The sequence below is a fragment of the Psychromonas sp. SA13A genome (assembly GCF_011378715.1).
Classification (GTDB): domain Bacteria; phylum Pseudomonadota; class Gammaproteobacteria; order Enterobacterales; family Psychromonadaceae; genus Psychromonas.
The window spans coordinates 25,766-42,157 of the sequence record NZ_WTKU01000004.1; the positions used below are offsets into that span (position 1 = coordinate 25,766).

Consider the following 16,392-nt stretch of genomic DNA (forward strand, 5'->3'; position numbering starts at 1 on the left):
TACTCATATTTTTTAAAGGTATTATTTACCGATATTGGCAGCAAGGTTAGCAATTAAACTTTACGCCAAGTTGTACCATTAGGGCCATCTTCAAGCACCACATTTAATGCAGCTAATTTATCACGAGCATCATCGGCACTTGGCCAATCTTTATTTGCCCTTGCTGTATTACGTTGTAAAATTAATGCGTCTATCTCAGCAACTTGTTGATCATCTTCATTATCTTTTCCAACACCTTGTAAAAACTGATTTGGATTTTGGCTTAACAACCCTAAAACATTAGCAAACTTAACCAGCATGCTAGCCAAATGAACCGCTTGTTCAGGCTCAGTCGCTTTAACTCGATTCAACTCTTTAGCCAGTTCAAACAGTACTGCTAAAGCTTCAGGCGTGTTAAAATCATCATCCATCGCTTTAACAAAACCTTGATAGAACTTACTGTCTTTAATCACTTGATCAATCTCAATATCAGTGACTTCTATATCACGTATCGCAGTATATAAACGTTCTAAACTCGCTCTTGCTTGCTTCAAGTTATCTTCTGAATAATTAAGTTGGCTGCGGTAATGCCCAGAAATTAAAAAGTAACGAACAGATTCACTGTCATAGACATCCAATACATCTTTAATGGTAAAAAAATTATTTAAAGATTTAGACATTTTTACTTTATCAACTTGCACCATACCCGAGTGCATCCAAGTATTCACATATTCACCGTGGTGTGCACAGCATGATTGCGCAATCTCATTTTCATGATGTGGAAAACTTAAATCAGAACCACCACCATGAATATCAAAAACTTCACCTAAGTGCTTTTTATTCATCGCAGAACATTCAATATGCCAACCAGGGCGGCCTTCACCCCAAGGAGATGACCAAGATGGTTCGCCAGCTTTAGCCATTTTCCATAGAACAAAATCTAATGGGTCATGTTTACTATCTTCAACTTCAACACGAGAACCAGCCTGCAACATTTCAAGATTTTGACCGCTTAACTGGCCATATTCTGGAAACGATGATACCGAGAAAAGTACATCCCCAGAATCAGAAACATAGGCATGATTTTTTTCTATCAGCGTTGCTATCATTTCAATCACTTCAGGCATGTGATCAGTAACACGTGGCTCGATGTCTGGTCTGATCATATTTAAAGCATCGAAATCTGCGTGCATCGCATCGGTAAAACGAGTCGTTAATTGATCACAGGTTTCACCATTTTCATTAGCACGCTTAATGATCTTATCGTCGACATCTGTGATGTTTCGAATAAAAGTTAAATCGTAGCCGCTAAAACGTAAATATCGCGCTACGGTATCAAAGGCAACAAATGTACGGCCATGTCCTATATGACAGTAATCATAGATGGTAACACCACACACATACATTCCCACTTTTCCAGCGACAAGGGGTTTAAATTCTTCTTTATTTCGAGTTAAGGTGTTGTAGATTTTTAACATTTTCCATCCAATGCGATTACTGTAAAAACGCCTATTCTAACCTGACCAAGTGACAAATTCATCCTTTGTATTTAATGAATTCGTGAGTTGAGGTATGATAATGCTCTTTTTAAAGACAGGAATTAACAATGATTACTTTACATACAAATTTTGGCGACATCACATTAGAAATGAATGAAGAAAAAGCACCTAAAACAGTGGCTAACTTCATTAAATATGCAACAAGTGGTCATTACGATAACACTATTTTTCATCGTGTTATAGATGGTTTTATGGTTCAAGGCGGTGGTTTTGCACCGGGTATGGAAGAAAAAGATAGCCAAAAGCCAATTAAAAATGAAGCAAATAACGGTTTATCAAACGTAAAATACTCTGTTGCTATGGCTCGTACAATGGAACCACATTCAGCTTCTGCGCAATTTTTTATCAATGTTGGCGATAACAAGTTCTTAGATTTTAAATCAGAAACGACAGATGGATGGGGCTACTGTGTATTCGCTAAAGTGGTAGCGGGTGAAGATGTTGTAGACAAAATTAAAGGTGTTGCAACGGGTAATGCACATTACGTACACCAAGATGTTCCGCTAGATGACGTTGTTATTACTAACGTAACAGTAGCGTAACTGATTATGCGCACTTTATTCATTGCAGATCTACATCTTAGCGAAAATCATCGTCATATAAGCGATGCCTTTTTTGCTTTTCTTGAAAAAGAAGCCGCTAATGCTGAAACACTTTATATCCTTGGTGATATGTTTGAGGTGTGGATAGGAGATGATGAACACACTCCTTTAATGGATGAAGTTGCGCAGAAATTAACGGCTTACGCTAAAAAAAATAATACTAAAATTTTCTATATTCACGGTAACCGAGACTTTATGATCGGTAAACGTTATGCACAGCAGTCTTCAATGACTTTGTTGCCTGAGCATACCGAGATAGATTTATACGGAACTAAAACATTAATTATGCACGGCGATACCTTGTGTTTGTTTGATAAAAATTATCAACGCATGCGTAAAGTGATCCATAACCCTGTCATGCAATTTATTTTCAATTGCTTACCACTCAAACTACGCAAACGTATTGGTTGGAAGATCCGTACGGCGAGCCAATCTAAAAAAGTCTATAAAAACACAAATATGATGGGCGTGACAGAACAAGAAGTACATCGTTTGATGACATTACATCAAGTACAACGTTTGATTCATGGCCACACACACCAAGCTTTTGTACATGATTTCACTGTTAATGATAAAGCCGGGCAACGTTTTGATGTGGGAGACTGGTACAACAACTTAAGTTTTGTTGATGCTAACCCAGATAGCATTAACCTAGTTGTATTGCCCATTGATTATTATCAGCAATAAAAACACACGTCGTATTCGTTTGTTATTATGGGGTTAGATGCGAGGCATTTGTACTGATAATTAATTTTAATGAGATTAACTATTCAATGCCTTAATCATGGTGATGATCCTCGTAATGGACATAGTTATGGTAATAAGCATTAAATTAACCACGCTCCCATAGGTGATATGGGATGCTTGATTAATGAATAGCTATTGCTTACTTTGAAAATTGTAATGACCGGTTTGTGAATGTGTTTTCATGGGCTAACCACAAATCCTCATGAACTAGCCACAATAAGTTATCTGACAATTATCTGTCTTTTAATAAACGGCGTAGCACTTTGCCCACATTATTTTTCGGTAATTCACTGACTATTTCTATTAACTTCGGTTGTTTATATCGCGTTAACTGACGGTCACAATGTTGTTTAATCATCTCAACGGTAACTTTATAATCATCTAACACCACAAACAGTTTCACGCTCTCACCAGATTGTTCGTCACTAATGCCCACTACAGCAGCTTCTGAGACACCTTGCATTTGTACCACTGTATCTTCTATTTCATTAGGGTACACATTAAAACCTGACACTAATATCATGTCTTTTTTACGGTCCACTAAACGCAATAAACCCTGCTCATCAAATAAGCCAATATCACCACTTTTAAACCAACCATCATTAAACGCTGACGCGGTTTCTTCCTCATTTTTCCAATAGTGAGGCATGACTTGAGGCCCTTTAATTTCTATTTCGCCAGGGCTATTATAATCTTCGATAACGTTATTATTATCATCGACTAAGCGTAAATCAGTTCCGGGCATAGGTAACCCTATTGAACCATCATGAGCCGTCACATTATAAGAGTTAACACTCACCATAGGAGCACATTCCGTTAAACCATAGCCTTCAATAACCGTACTACCTGTAACTTCTTTCCACAGATTAGCGACTTTAGTTTGTGTTGCCATGCCACCAGCGATAGTTATCTTTAAAGAAGAAAAATCAACATCATTGATTTTAGGATGATGTAATAACGCATTAAATAATGTATTTAATGCGGTAAAATAGGTAAATTTATACTTACTTAAGGTTTTAATAAAAGTATCTAGATCACGAGGGTTAGTGATTAATAAGTTAGTACCACCTTTTTTAATAAAGAATAAACAATTAACCGTTAGTGCAAATGCATGATAAAGAGGCAATGCAGTGACCATTATTTCGCTTTCTTGATCAACTGTTAAACCAAATACAGCATCTGCCTGCGCTAAACTAGCCGCCATATTACGATGAGTCATTACCGCGCCTTTTGAAACGCCTGTGGTCCCCCCTGTGTATTGTATAAGTGCGATATCATCTAAATTAATCACAGGACGTATATATTGACCTCTCTCACCTTCTTTAAGTGCATTACGATAACTTTTTGCACTAGGTAATTGATACTTAGGTACCATTCGTTTGACATAGGAAACAATAAAATTAACTAACTTTCTCTTTAATAAAGGTAATGCATCGCCAATTTTAGTTAACACCACATGCTTAATTTGAGTTTGTTTAACAATACTCTGTAACGTTTGTGCATAATTAGACACAATAAAAATAGCTTTTGCACCTGAGTCATTAAGCTGATGCTTTAATTCTGATGCGGTGTAAAGTGGGTTTATATTGACGACCACTAATCCCGCTCTTAAGACACCTAATAAAATAATAGGGTATTGCAACAGGTTTGGCATCATGATGGCTACACGGTCACCCTTAGCAAGTTGCGAGGTTTGCTGCAAATACACTGCAATTTTTCTTGATTGAAGATCTAACTCGGCATAGGTCAGCGTTTCATCCATATTAATAAAAGCAATGTGCTCTGGATGTTGTTGAAATGTTTGTTCAAACATATCAACTAAATTAATCAATGAGCTTTCATCTATTTCACTGTTAATACCTTCAGGGTATTTATCTAGCCATGGTTTAAACATAAAAACTCCTTTTAAAAACAAAAAAACCGACTATAAAAGTCGGTTTTATTATTAACACCAAACAGTTACCTATAGATTAGCGTAATCTAACGTAATGTGGCTAGCTTCTATCAAAAATGCGTCAAGGGGCTCAAAATCATCCGGAATATCGTCCAAAGACGTGACCTCTTTTAACCCTGCACGCTTGAGTCGCTCATTTGTACGCTGTAAACCTTCCGCTTGTTTTACTTCACGCTCATTAACACGCACTTTTTCAACTAGCGAAATACTGGTTTTATCTTTATCGGCACGATACTCTGCAATATCATCCGCTAAATAACTAAATTCAACTTCTTTCTTGATGCGTAATTGATGAGTTTCTGTTAATTTTTTAATTTTTTTATCTAAATCAGCCACTTTACGATATTTAGCAGAACGGATATTATCCCAAGGTAATGCATTTTTTTCTAAACTTTCACCGGTATCTTGTGGGTCGATACCGCTTGGGAAAGTAATATCAGGGATAACCCCTTTATTTTGTGTGCTACCGCCATTAATACGGTAAAACTTTGCAATAGTATATTGTACTGACCCCACCGCATCTTGGTTGGTATCGTAGTAACGAGCGATACGACGATGTTGCTGCACGGTGCCTTTACCAAAGCTTTGCTCACCAATTATAATTGCACGACCATAATCCTGTAATGCAGCGGCAAAAATTTCCGATGCAGAAGCACTATTACGATTAACAAGTACCGTCAAGGGGCCATTATAAGCAATATTGTCATCATCATCGGCTTGCACAGCAATTTGCTGACGACTATCTCGCACTTGAACAACAGGGCCCGTTTTAATGAATAACCCAGTTAACAATGTAGCTTCGCTTAATGCGCCGCCGCCATTGTTACGTAAATCAATCACTATGCCTTTAACGTCTTTTTTAGCTAATATATCCAATTCGCGCTCTACATCTTCACTCAGCTTAATGTAAAAACTTGGAATAGTGATCACCCCAATATTTTCACCATTAATCACTTGTACTGAAGATTTAGCTTCTCTGTCTTCTAGGTGGATTTTTTCGCGTACAATTTCAATGACTTTATTGGTATCACCGGCTTTACCCGATAAAATTTGTAATTGAACAGTAGTACCTTTCGGTCCTTTAATAAGTTCAACAATATCATCTAAGCGCCAGCCGACTACGTCGACAATTTTTTCGCCTTCTTGACCAACACCAATAATTTTATCATCTTTAGCAAGTTGCTTTGATTTATCAGCAGGACCGCCTGGAACTAAACTGCGGATCACTGTGTAATCATCTTCAAGTTGTAAAACAGCACCAATTCCTTCAAGTGAAAGATTCATTTCCATTTTAAAACGTTCGGCATTACGCGGTGATAAGTAGCTAGTATGTGGCTCGATGGTATGTGCATAGGCATTCATGAAAGCTTGAAATACATCTTCACTTTCAGTTTGTGTTAAATGTTTAAGCGCATAAGTATAACGTTTAGTTAATAACGTTTTAATTTCAGGCCACTTTTTATCAGCTAGCTTAAGCGTTAATGCGTCCGACTTAACACGTGCATGCCAGAGGCTATCTAACGCTTGTTTATCTTTTGCCCATTCTGCTTTACTACGATCATATTGATATTCTTCTTCAGTATCAAAAGTAATTTCTTTGTCTAGTAACGACAAAGCGTAGGTAAAACGTTCAAAACGGCGCGTTAAATTAAGTTGGTAGATTTTGTAGGCAGGTTCAAGTTGACCAAATTTAAGATTATCATCAAATGAATGTTGATAAACTTTAATCGCATCAATATCACTTTGCATGAAGATCTGTTTATTGTAATCAAGCTGTTCAATATAACGATTGAACACTTTTTCAGACAACTGATCATCTAAAGGCATATATTTATAATGAGAGCGACTAAATAAATCGCTCACTCGTTTCGCCACTTTTGCATGTTGAGACTCTTGATGCAATTGCGGGATATCTTTTAAATCTACATTTGAGGAAGAAGCAAAAGCTGCTCCAATAAAAATGATTTGGGATAGAATTAATGCATGACGAAAGAGTTTATTCATTAAAATACCTTTTATACGATTAAATGCTTAGCTTTAACTTTCACAACCATTCCTGAGTCTAGTTGCACTTGAACTTCTTCTTTTAAAATTTCAACAACGGTTGCTGAAACAGGCGATTTTCCTAAAAGAACTTTGACTGATTGCGATACTTTAAGTTCATTATGATTAGCTTCTTTATACTGACTTAAATCAATCTCAGGTTTTTTAGCTACTTTTTTAGGCGCTTCTTTCTTACGACTTGGTACAGCCACTTTTTTAGCAGCACGAGCTGGTGCTTTATTGGTGTCTGTTTTTTTCTTGTTAGCGAATGCTTTTTCTTTGCTTTCTTTTAGCGACAATTGTGCGTGGTCAGCATGCTCTTGAGAAACTTCATCCCCTTCAACACCATCTAAATCGACACGTTTTGCACCTGCTTTTACACAGTGCAAGTAACGCCAGCTCATCGTGTATTGACGTAATGCACCACGAAGCTGTGTTTTACTGACGCGAGTTTCATTCTCTAAACGAGTTGCTAGTTCTTGAAACACACCAATTTTTAATGGTTTTGCAGGCTCAGCACTAGCAATAAAGCAAGCAGGAAACTGTTCCGTTAAGAAGGCAATGATTTGTTTGTTATTTGTAAACTTTTCTGTGTTTTCCATGTAAAACCTAATATTTAAAAACGATGTTGAAAGATATCCAGAATAAATCTCTGATTATCAGTAAGAAAATTATTCGCTAGTATAGAGGTGCGTTTATTAAATGTGAAACTAATTATCACCTCAGTACACCTATTCCGACCATTTTTTGCCATTTATCATCAATACTCAATATTTCCAGCCTTCCGCTACACCTTTTTTACAAAAACAAGTAGAATGCCCACTTTCCTTTTGTGGGAATGTCCAAATTTGTTATTGAAGAGGCTCAGATGAAACCAGAATTATTATCCCCTGCAGGTAGTTTAAAGAACATGCGTTACGCTTTTGCCTATGGCGCCGATGCTGTTTATGCAGGTCAACCTCGTTATTCCTTACGAGTTAGAAATAATGAATTCAATCTTGAAAAACTTCAAATAGGCATTAATGAAGCCCATGCACAGGGTAAAAAATTATATGTTGTGTGCAATATTCAACCACATAACTCTAAACTAAAAACCTTTATCCGCGATATGAAGCCCGTGGTTGATTTAAAACCCGATGCATTGATCATGTCAGACCCCGGTTTAATCATGATGGTACGCGAAGTTTTTCCAGACATGCCAATTCATTTGAGTGTACAAGCGAACGCGGTTAACTGGGCTACGGTAAAGTTTTGGTACCAACAAGGGATTGAACGTGTAATTTTATCACGTGAGCTTTCTTTGGATGAAATTGAAGATATTCGCTACCATTGCCCTGAAATCGAAATCGAAGTATTTGTTCATGGTGCACTTTGTATGGCCTATTCTGGTCGTTGTTTGCTATCAGGCTACATTAACAAACGCGATCCCAATCAAGGGACTTGTACTAATTCATGCCGTTGGAAATATGATGCTCATGAAGCCACCGAAAATGAAACCGGTGATATTGTCGCTATCCATAAACCAGAACCTACTCTTGGCAGTGGCACTACAACGGATCAAATTTTCTTATTGCAAGAAGAAGGAAGACCTAACGAGTATATGCCTGCCTTTGAAGATGAGCACGGCACTTATATCATGAACTCAAAGGATCTACGTGCTATTCAACATGTAGAACGTCTCCTAAAGATGGGTGTACACTCTTTAAAAATTGAAGGTCGTACAAAAAGTTTCTATTACTGTGCTCGTACCGCTCAGGTATACCGTAAAGCCATGGATGATGCCATTGCAGGACGCCCTTTTGACCCATCATTAATGAGTTCATTAGAAAACCTTGCACATCGTGGTTACACAGAAGGTTTTTTAAGCCGCCATACCCATGATCAATACCAGAACTATGATTACGGTTATTCAATCAGTGAAACCCAACAATTTGTGGGAGAAATCACCGGTCGTAACCAACAAGGTCTTGCAGAAATAAATGTTAAAAACAAATTCTTAGTGGGTGACAAACTAGAGCTAATGACCCCGCAGGGTAACATCAACTTTAAGTTAGAAGAGTTGCATAACCGTAAAGGTGAATTAGTGGATGTAGCGCCGGGTTCGGGTCATGTTTTATATATTCCAGTACCAAAAGAGATCGATTTAAGCCACGGTTTACTGATGAGAAACTTGACACAGGGTGCAGACACTCGCAACCCGCATAGTAAATAACATGGCTTTATTAATAGAAGACAGTTGCATCAATTGTGATATGTGCGATCCAGAATGCCCTAATGAAGCAATCACCTTTGGGGCTGAAATATATGAAATTAATCCAGATTTATGTACCGAGTGTGTTGGTTTTTATGAACAAGCAACCTGCGTCGCAGTTTGCCCTATCAACTGTATCATTATCGATCCTAACCATGTTGAAACGCAGCAACAATTGTTGGATAAATTTGCAGGTTTACACGTTAATCAATGAACTCAATCGCGCCTAAATTTACGCAAGGCAATATTCCTGAGCATATATTAAAAATGGCGCTGACCAATGCGGTTGCCTTGAGTGTGTTTTTTGTTGTTGATTTGATTAATATCTATTTTATTAGTTTATTAAACCAACCTCACTTGGTTGCTGCCATTGCCTATGCAGCAGCCCTATTATTTTTTACCACCTCATTGACTATCGCCATGGTCATTGCTAACTCAGCTGTTGTTGCTAAGTTAATAGGTCAAGGCCATCAACAGCAAGCTAAACAGGCTTCAATGAGCTGTTATCTAATAACCTTGGTAATTAGTTGTCTAATCACGGTCACTATTTTTTTTAATGCTAAGCACCTATTAACATTAATAGGTGCTAATGGTGTTGCTTTAGATGCGGCCACTGCTTATCTAAAAATAACCATTTTTTCTTTTCCACTGATTGCTTTCGCAATGCAGATCACAGCAACATTACGCTCATTAGGTAAAGCTAAGTTAGGCATGTATTGCACCCTAGCAGGCGGTGTGTGCAATGTTATTCTCGATCCTCTGTTTATCTTTTATTTTAAGTTGAATATTGAAGGGGCAGCTTTTGCTGCAATCGTCGCGAGAAGTGTGATGTTATTGGTTGCTGCTTTTTACCTAATTATGGTTTGTGGGTTTATTACTCGTATTACATTTTCTGACTTTATCAGACACACAAAGAATATCACCGCAGTTGCGATTCCCGCTTCCTTAACTCAAGTCGCCACGCCACTAAGTCATTTATATATTACTTATGAAATGGCTAAATTTGGAGGGAGTTTTGTTGCTGGTTGGGCAATTATTAGTCGCTTGATCCCCGTCGCTTTTGTAATGTTGTTTGCTATGCCTGGCGCAATTGGCCCAATCATCAGTCAAAACTTAGGTGCAAAGCAATTTAAACGTGTTAAAACAACTTTAAATCAATCACTTAATTTTATTATTAAATACGTTTTTGTTTTAGCATTAACCCTCTCACTATTGCAAGAATACCTCGTTTCTTTGTTTAATGCAGGGTCGGATACGGCGATGTTAATCCGCTTTTTTTGTCAGTATGTTAGCGTTAGTTTTATATTTGTGGCAATGAACTTAGTCGCGATGTCTTTTCTTAATAATGTGGGTCGCCCTAAAATGGCTACATTATTGAATCTTGGAAAAATGTCCTTAGGCACTATTCCTTTTGTTAGTGTTGGAGCCTATTATTATGGCGCTCAAGGAATATTGATTGGACAAGCATTAGGTAGCATTATATTTGGCTTAACAGCGATTTTACTGTGCTACCGTATTGCCACTAAGTTAGAAGTGCTTACATAAAGGTCATTAATTAAAAATAACAAATTAAAAGTAACTAATTAAAAGTCGCTAATTAAAAGTCATCAGGCAGAATAAATAGCTTTATAGTGCTTACTCTTTAAACTACAACGATCTGTAAGCTAAGATGTAACAATCAGTAAATAATGGGTTGAACGAATTCTAGGCATAAAGATGACCTAATGCATTAAACCGATACTTTATTGCCATCTTTAACAGGAACGAATAGGTTTACCCATATTTAATATGTTAATTAAGCGGCGCTAATGTTAAATTACACACCTCACTCTAATGGAATAGAATAGCTTTATGCGTTTAATATGCTTATTGTTCTTTATCACAACCCTTAGCGGCTGTTATCAAAATAAAGCACTAACACAAAATACTCTTATCTATTGCACAGAAAGTTTACCTACTTCGTTTAATCCTCAAATTAGTCATGATATTGCGAGCTTAGATGCGACCACACATCAAATTTATAGCCGCTTAGTGACCATTGATCCTAAAACCAACAAATTTATTCCTGATTTAGCTGAAAGTTGGCAACGTAGTGATGATAAATTACGCTATCGCTTTACATTACGTCACAATATTAGCTTTCATCAAACAGAATTTTTTAAACCAACACGCTTTTTAAATGCAGATGATGTCTTATTTAGTTTTAATCGCATGCTTAATGTTCAAGATGCGTATCATAAAGTGAATAAACAGACGGAAAACTATTTTTATAATCATCCCTTCACGGATCTGCTATCAGAGATAAATAAGATTGATGACTATACGGTTGAATTTGTTTTAAGCAAACCCGATGTAACACTGTTAGCAAACCTTGCTGCACATTATGCAGTGATTCATTCAAAACAATATGCAGACCAATTGATAGAACAAGGTCTGCAGGAAAATATAGATTTTCAGCCTATTGGTACCGGGCCTTTTAAATTTAAAAGCTTTGATAGTAATGGCACTATTCGTTACAAAAAACATCCGCTTTATTGGCAATCAATGACTAATATTGAAAACTTAATTTATTTTACCAATCCTAGTGCAACAAAACGATACACAAAATTATTATCGGGAGAGTGCGATGCAATCTCTTATCCTGCGGCAAGCCAGTTAGAAACCATAAGTAAAAACAAAAATATTACCTTAAATAGTAAATCAACGGCTAATATCGCACTGTGGGCATTTAATACTGAGCGCCCTATTTTAGAACACAATCAAGTTCGTCAAGCGCTGTCACAAGCTATTGATAAAAAAACCATTTTACAGGCTGTCTATTTTCGTAGCGCAATACAAACGGATACATTATTAAGTAAACAATCATGGGCATTAAAACCGCGTTTTGAGGAAGACTTATATGATCCAGAAAAAGCGCGTCAAAACTTAACCTTATTAAACTATGACTTTTCTAAGACATTAACCATTTTATTGCCAGATAGTTCCGATGTATTTAACCCTAATTTTCATAAAACAGCAGAATTAATACAAGCGAACCTCAATGACATAGGTATTAAAACAGATATCATTAATTTAAGTGGTGCCGCTTTAAAAGCACGCTTACGAAGTGGTGATTATGATACTTATTTAACCGGCATTAATGTTCATATTGACGATCCTGATAGTATTTTTAGACCGCTCCTAAGCTGCAATTCATCAGCTGAAAGTGGTAATAGTAGCCATTGGTGCTCACCTAAGGTGCAAGTATTATTAGATCAGTCGATAACAGAGTCTAATTTTGCACAACGTATAAAAAACTATTATCAGATACAAGACGAAGTTTACAAGCAACGCCCTTACCTGCCTATCGCACATGTATTAAGGTTGGATGCTATCTCGAAGTCAATTTTAAATGTGGAAGTTAATCCTTTAACGGGTATTAATTTCCAAAATGCCATTAAACAAGATTTGAATTAAGATGCTGTCATTTTTATTAAGACGTCTAAACCTGCTATTAATCACTGCACTGATTTTGACTATCATTGCATTTGCTACTGATCGTATTGTCTCGGTCAACAGCGAAACAGTTGTTAACTCTAATGGTTATATAAAGCAGTACTTTGCTTACTTATGGCAAATTATGAATGGCGATCTCGGTTATTCTTCCGTGGATAATCAATCCTTACTAGAGCGTGGTTTAATATTTTTCGCGTCAACACTTGAGCTTTGTTTCACTGCATTAATTTTCTCTAGTATTATCGCCATTCCACTGGGTTTATTAGCCGGTTTATTCAGAAATACTCGTTTAGATTATGCAATCATGACTATTGCGATCATGGGGCTCGCATTGCCAGTTTTTTGGGTCGGAGTAATGGCGGTATTACTGCCTAGTGTATGGGGGCAAGTATTGCCCGTTGATGGTAATCTCAGTTTGATCTATGAGGTGCCGGTTGTGACGGGATTTTTGTTAATTGATACATTAATGGTAACCGAACAATATGAGCTATTCGCATTTATAGACCGTGTTGCACATTTAATTCTGCCTGCATTAGTTTTATCCTTTTTCTTAATCACTGAGATTGTACGTTTAACCCGTCACTCCATGACTATGGTGATGCGAAGCAATTATATACAAGCAGCCTATGCAAAAGGTTTTTCTCGAACAAAAATCGTTTTTGCACATGCATTAAAAAATGCGCTACCTCCTATTATTCCGCAATTACGACTGCAATTAAGTACCATTATCTCTTTTGCGATGACCATTGAAATTGTATTTAACTTAAATGGTATAGGTAAATGGTTATTTATTTCATTGAAAACAGGCGACTATTTAGTATTACCTGCTGGTATATTAATTATTAGCGGATTTATTTTATCCTTCAGTATTTTCATCGAAATTCTCATGGTTGTTATTAGCCCATTAAGACGAGGTTCCTTATATGCTGATAAATAACGGCTTTAATGAAGATAAAATTCAATCACCATTAGGTTATATTTGGTCTATTTTTAAAACCAAAACAATTGCAGTGGTGGCTATGTGGTTAATGATTGTTTTGATTATTATCTCTCTATTTGCCCCTTGGTTTGTACCTCATTCTCCCTTGGCGCAAAACCCTGATAGTATGTTATTACCCCCTTATTGGGTCGAAGGAGGCAATACCAATCATATTTTGGGAACCGATGATTTAGGTAGGGACTCTCTCTCTCGTTTATTTCATGGACTGCAACTGACTTTAGGCGGAGCATTAATCATTACACTTTTGGTCGGTATTATTGGCATGCTGATCGGGGCTGCAGCCGCTCTTACAAAAGGTGTTAAAGCAAGTGTCTTACATCATTTATTAGATGCTTTATTAGCGATTCCAACATTGCTTTCAGCATTAATACTGATCACCATCTTTGGACCTAGTTACACTAACTGCCTGATTGCTATCTCTCTTTCATTACTGCCGCAATTTATACGTTCTAGTTTTTTGGCCATTGAACAAGAGTTAAGTAAACAATATATTGTTGCAATACAACTTGATGGGGCAACAAAAACGCGTTTATTTAGATACGGTATTTTACCTAATATTTTAGAGCCTACCGTTACTATTATTAACCGTTTATTTACCATGGCGATTATCGAAATTGCGACACTAGGCTTTTTAGGTTTTGGTGCGCAATTACCTCAAACTGAATTGGGATCTTTAATCGCAAGCAGTATGGAACTCATCTACCTTTCTCCTTGGTTGGTTACTTTTCCAGGGATTGCTATTTTCGCAGTAATTATTATCGTAAATGTATTTTCAGAAGGTTTACGGCACGCTGTACTTGAAGGTGAAGAATAATGGCTTTATTGGATATCAGAAACCTAAGTATTGACATTGATACTGCACAGGGAAAAATTCGAGTAATCGACAAGGCTTCTCTGAATATAGTAGATGGTTCTATTCACGGTTTAATTGGTGAGTCTGGCTCGGGGAAAACACTGATCACTAAAGCGATATTAGGCTTACATAATAGCAACTGGACGGTTACAGCTGATCGAATGTTTTTAGGCAAGACGGACTTATCAAAACTCACGCATAAAGAACGACGTCAAATTCTAGGTAAAGAAATTTCAGTTATTTTTCAAGAGCCCAGCTCTTATCTCGATCCAAGTCAAAAAATACGCGTTCAAATTGAATCAGTATTACCCAAAAAAACGTGGAAACAACGCTTTCGTTTAATATTGACCAAGATTAAAAAAGTAAACGTACAGTCACGACGCTTACAAATTAAAGAGTTGTTACACAAAGTAGGTATTCAGAATGATGTGGCAGTATTAAATTGTTTCCCACACCAACTTTCAGAGGGTGTTTGCCAGAAAGTGATGATTGCCATGGCGATTGCTAATAGTCCACGTTTAATTATTGCCGATGAACCAACCACTGCAATGGAAGCAGTTACTCAATCACAAATTTTTCGCTTGTTATATAAACTTAACCAATTAAATAATACGACTCTGCTTATATTAAGTAATAATTTTGCCAATACCAGTAACATATCCGATTATATGACCTTAGTTTATTGTGGACAAACGGTTGAATCAGGATCTTATAAGCAAATAATGGGCAGTGCCATGCACCCCTATACACAATCTATGTTAAAAACATTAATCAATAATGTACAATTTAATGAGCATAAAGCGCAACTGTACACGTTACCCGGTAATATTCCTTCTTCGAACCAATTGCCAATCGGTTGCCGACTAGGGCCTCGGTGCCCTAGAGCACAAAAAATATGTGTTGAAAACCCTACTTTAACGACTAAAAAAGGTCATAGTTTCCGATGTCACTATCCAACCAAAGTGAGCTAAATGTGCAGCCGTTATTAAAAGTGACGAATCTGTGTAAAAGTTTTAAACATGCAACGGGTATTCTCAGTAGTCGAGAGCAACTTGCTTTCGGACCTGTCAGTTTCACCCTAGAGCCTGGTCAAACATTGGCAGTAGTTGGTGAAAGTGGATCCGGAAAAAGTGCGTTAGTCAGGACGATTGGTGGTATGTTAATAGCAAACTCCGGCGATATTTACGTAAAAGGACAACATCTTAGTTCGCTTAACTCTCAGCAACGTTGTTTATCCATACGCATGATTTTTCAAGACCCAAGTAGCTCGTTAAACCCTAAAACGACGGTAGGGAAAATACTACATGCACCTTTACAATTAAATACAGATTTAAATGACAAACAACGCCATCAGCAAATTCTGGAAACCTTAAAATTAGTAGGATTGTTACCTGATTATTTAGCTTTTTACCCTAATATGTTATCCAGTGTACAAAAGCATCAAGTGGCCATCGCACGCGCTATGATTTTAAATCCTGATATTATTATTGCCGATGAAATTTTATCTACATTAGATATTTCATTGCGATTTAAAATCGTTAACCTGTTACTAAAGATACAAAAAGCTAAAGGAACTAGTTATATTTTTGTTGCGCATAATATGCATTTGGTCAAACATATGAGTGATCAAATCCTGGTATTACATCAGGGGAAAATCATTGAAAAAGGTACAGCTAAGAGCGTTTGTGAGTCGCCACAGGAAGAGCAAACAAAATATTTGTTATTAAGTCACCAACCAGACTATCGAAAATAACATTCATTTAATAAAAAAGTAAATAAACTACCACTTTTGGTCTATACTATCCCGCTTAAAGCATTTCTTATTTTCTATATTGAGCAAGCTTTGTCATAGGAACGTCTTGAATAGCTTATATTAAAGATAATAATCAGCGTTTTATTTCATCTTTAT

At 36.8% G+C, this 16,392-nt stretch carries 14 protein-coding genes; 10 read left to right on the plus strand and 4 right to left on the minus strand.

Going from position 1 to position 16,392, the window contains the following annotated elements:
* Window positions 1-53: 53 nt before the first annotated feature.
* Window positions 54-1,457, minus strand: coding sequence for a cysteine--tRNA ligase (cysS, locus tag GQR44_RS05500; protein ID WP_166370107.1), 1,404 nt, complete (start codon window positions 1,455-1,457; stop codon window positions 54-56).
* Between the two features lie 128 nt (window positions 1,458-1,585).
* Here cysS and GQR44_RS05505 point away from each other — a divergent pair, with 128 nt between their 5' ends.
* Both GQR44_RS05505 and GQR44_RS05510 read left to right on the plus strand, forming a co-directional pair.
* Window positions 1,586-2,080 carry a peptidylprolyl isomerase gene (locus tag GQR44_RS05505; RefSeq protein WP_166370109.1) on the plus strand — a complete coding sequence of 165 codons (495 nt, stop codon included), beginning with the start codon at window positions 1,586-1,588 and terminating at the stop codon, window positions 2,078-2,080.
* Between the two features lie 6 nt (window positions 2,081-2,086).
* Window positions 2,087-2,827, plus strand: coding sequence for a UDP-2,3-diacylglucosamine diphosphatase (locus GQR44_RS05510; RefSeq protein WP_166370111.1), 741 nt, complete (start codon window positions 2,087-2,089; stop codon window positions 2,825-2,827).
* A gap of 292 nt (window positions 2,828-3,119) precedes the next feature.
* Here the strand turns inward: GQR44_RS05510 and GQR44_RS05515 are convergent, their stop codons facing one another.
* The 3 genes from GQR44_RS05515 to proQ form a co-directional block, all read right to left on the minus strand.
* Window positions 3,120-4,781, minus strand: a complete 1,662-nt coding sequence (locus GQR44_RS05515; RefSeq protein ID WP_166370113.1) for an AMP-binding protein — start codon at window positions 4,779-4,781, stop codon at window positions 3,120-3,122.
* A 69-nt stretch (window positions 4,782-4,850) separates the two neighbouring features.
* Entirely contained in the window at window positions 4,851-6,845 is a 1,995-nt protein-coding gene (gene prc / locus GQR44_RS05520) for a carboxy terminal-processing peptidase (protein WP_166370115.1), read from the minus strand.
* Between the two features lie 11 nt (window positions 6,846-6,856).
* A complete protein-coding gene (gene proQ / locus GQR44_RS05525; protein ID WP_166370117.1) occupies window positions 6,857-7,486 on the minus strand; it encodes an RNA chaperone ProQ in 630 nt (209 codons plus the stop codon).
* Window positions 7,487-7,752: 266 nt separating this feature from the next.
* On the opposite strand from proQ, the gene yegQ reads away from it, so the two are divergent.
* From yegQ to GQR44_RS05565, 8 genes are all read left to right on the plus strand, one after another.
* The gene (gene yegQ, locus GQR44_RS05530) at window positions 7,753-9,096 is read left to right on the plus strand and encodes a tRNA 5-hydroxyuridine modification protein YegQ (protein WP_166370119.1); all 1,344 of its coding nucleotides are present in this window, start codon (window positions 7,753-7,755) and stop codon (window positions 9,094-9,096) included.
* A 1-nt stretch (window position 9,097) separates the two neighbouring features.
* Window positions 9,098-9,349 carry a YfhL family 4Fe-4S dicluster ferredoxin gene (locus GQR44_RS05535; protein WP_166370121.1) on the plus strand — a complete coding sequence of 84 codons (252 nt, stop codon included), beginning with the start codon at window positions 9,098-9,100 and terminating at the stop codon, window positions 9,347-9,349.
* On the plus strand, window positions 9,346-10,680 hold the full coding sequence (locus GQR44_RS05540; RefSeq protein ID WP_166370123.1) for an MATE family efflux transporter: 1,335 nt from the start codon (window positions 9,346-9,348) through the stop codon (window positions 10,678-10,680). The genes GQR44_RS05535 and GQR44_RS05540 overlap by 4 nt, the downstream gene beginning before the upstream one ends.
* Before the next feature lie 306 nt (window positions 10,681-10,986).
* A complete protein-coding gene (locus GQR44_RS05545) occupies window positions 10,987-12,591 on the plus strand; it encodes an ABC transporter substrate-binding protein (RefSeq protein WP_166370125.1) in 1,605 nt (534 codons plus the stop codon).
* Window position 12,592: 1 nt separating this feature from the next.
* The gene (locus GQR44_RS05550) at window positions 12,593-13,567 is read left to right on the plus strand and encodes an ABC transporter permease subunit (protein WP_166370127.1); all 975 of its coding nucleotides are present in this window, start codon (window positions 12,593-12,595) and stop codon (window positions 13,565-13,567) included.
* Window positions 13,554-14,444 (plus strand): ABC transporter permease subunit, encoded by an 891-nt coding sequence (locus tag GQR44_RS05555; RefSeq protein ID WP_166370129.1) that lies wholly within the window; start codon window positions 13,554-13,556, stop codon window positions 14,442-14,444. Before GQR44_RS05550 ends, GQR44_RS05555 begins: the two co-directional genes overlap by 14 nt.
* Window positions 14,444-15,454, plus strand: coding sequence for an oligopeptide/dipeptide ABC transporter ATP-binding protein (locus GQR44_RS05560; protein ID WP_166370131.1), 1,011 nt, complete (start codon window positions 14,444-14,446; stop codon window positions 15,452-15,454). The genes GQR44_RS05555 and GQR44_RS05560 overlap by 1 nt, the downstream gene beginning before the upstream one ends.
* A complete protein-coding gene (locus GQR44_RS05565) occupies window positions 15,427-16,236 on the plus strand; it encodes an ATP-binding cassette domain-containing protein (protein ID WP_205962976.1) in 810 nt (269 codons plus the stop codon). The genes GQR44_RS05560 and GQR44_RS05565 overlap by 28 nt, the downstream gene beginning before the upstream one ends.
* Window positions 16,237-16,392: the final 156 nt, after the last annotated feature.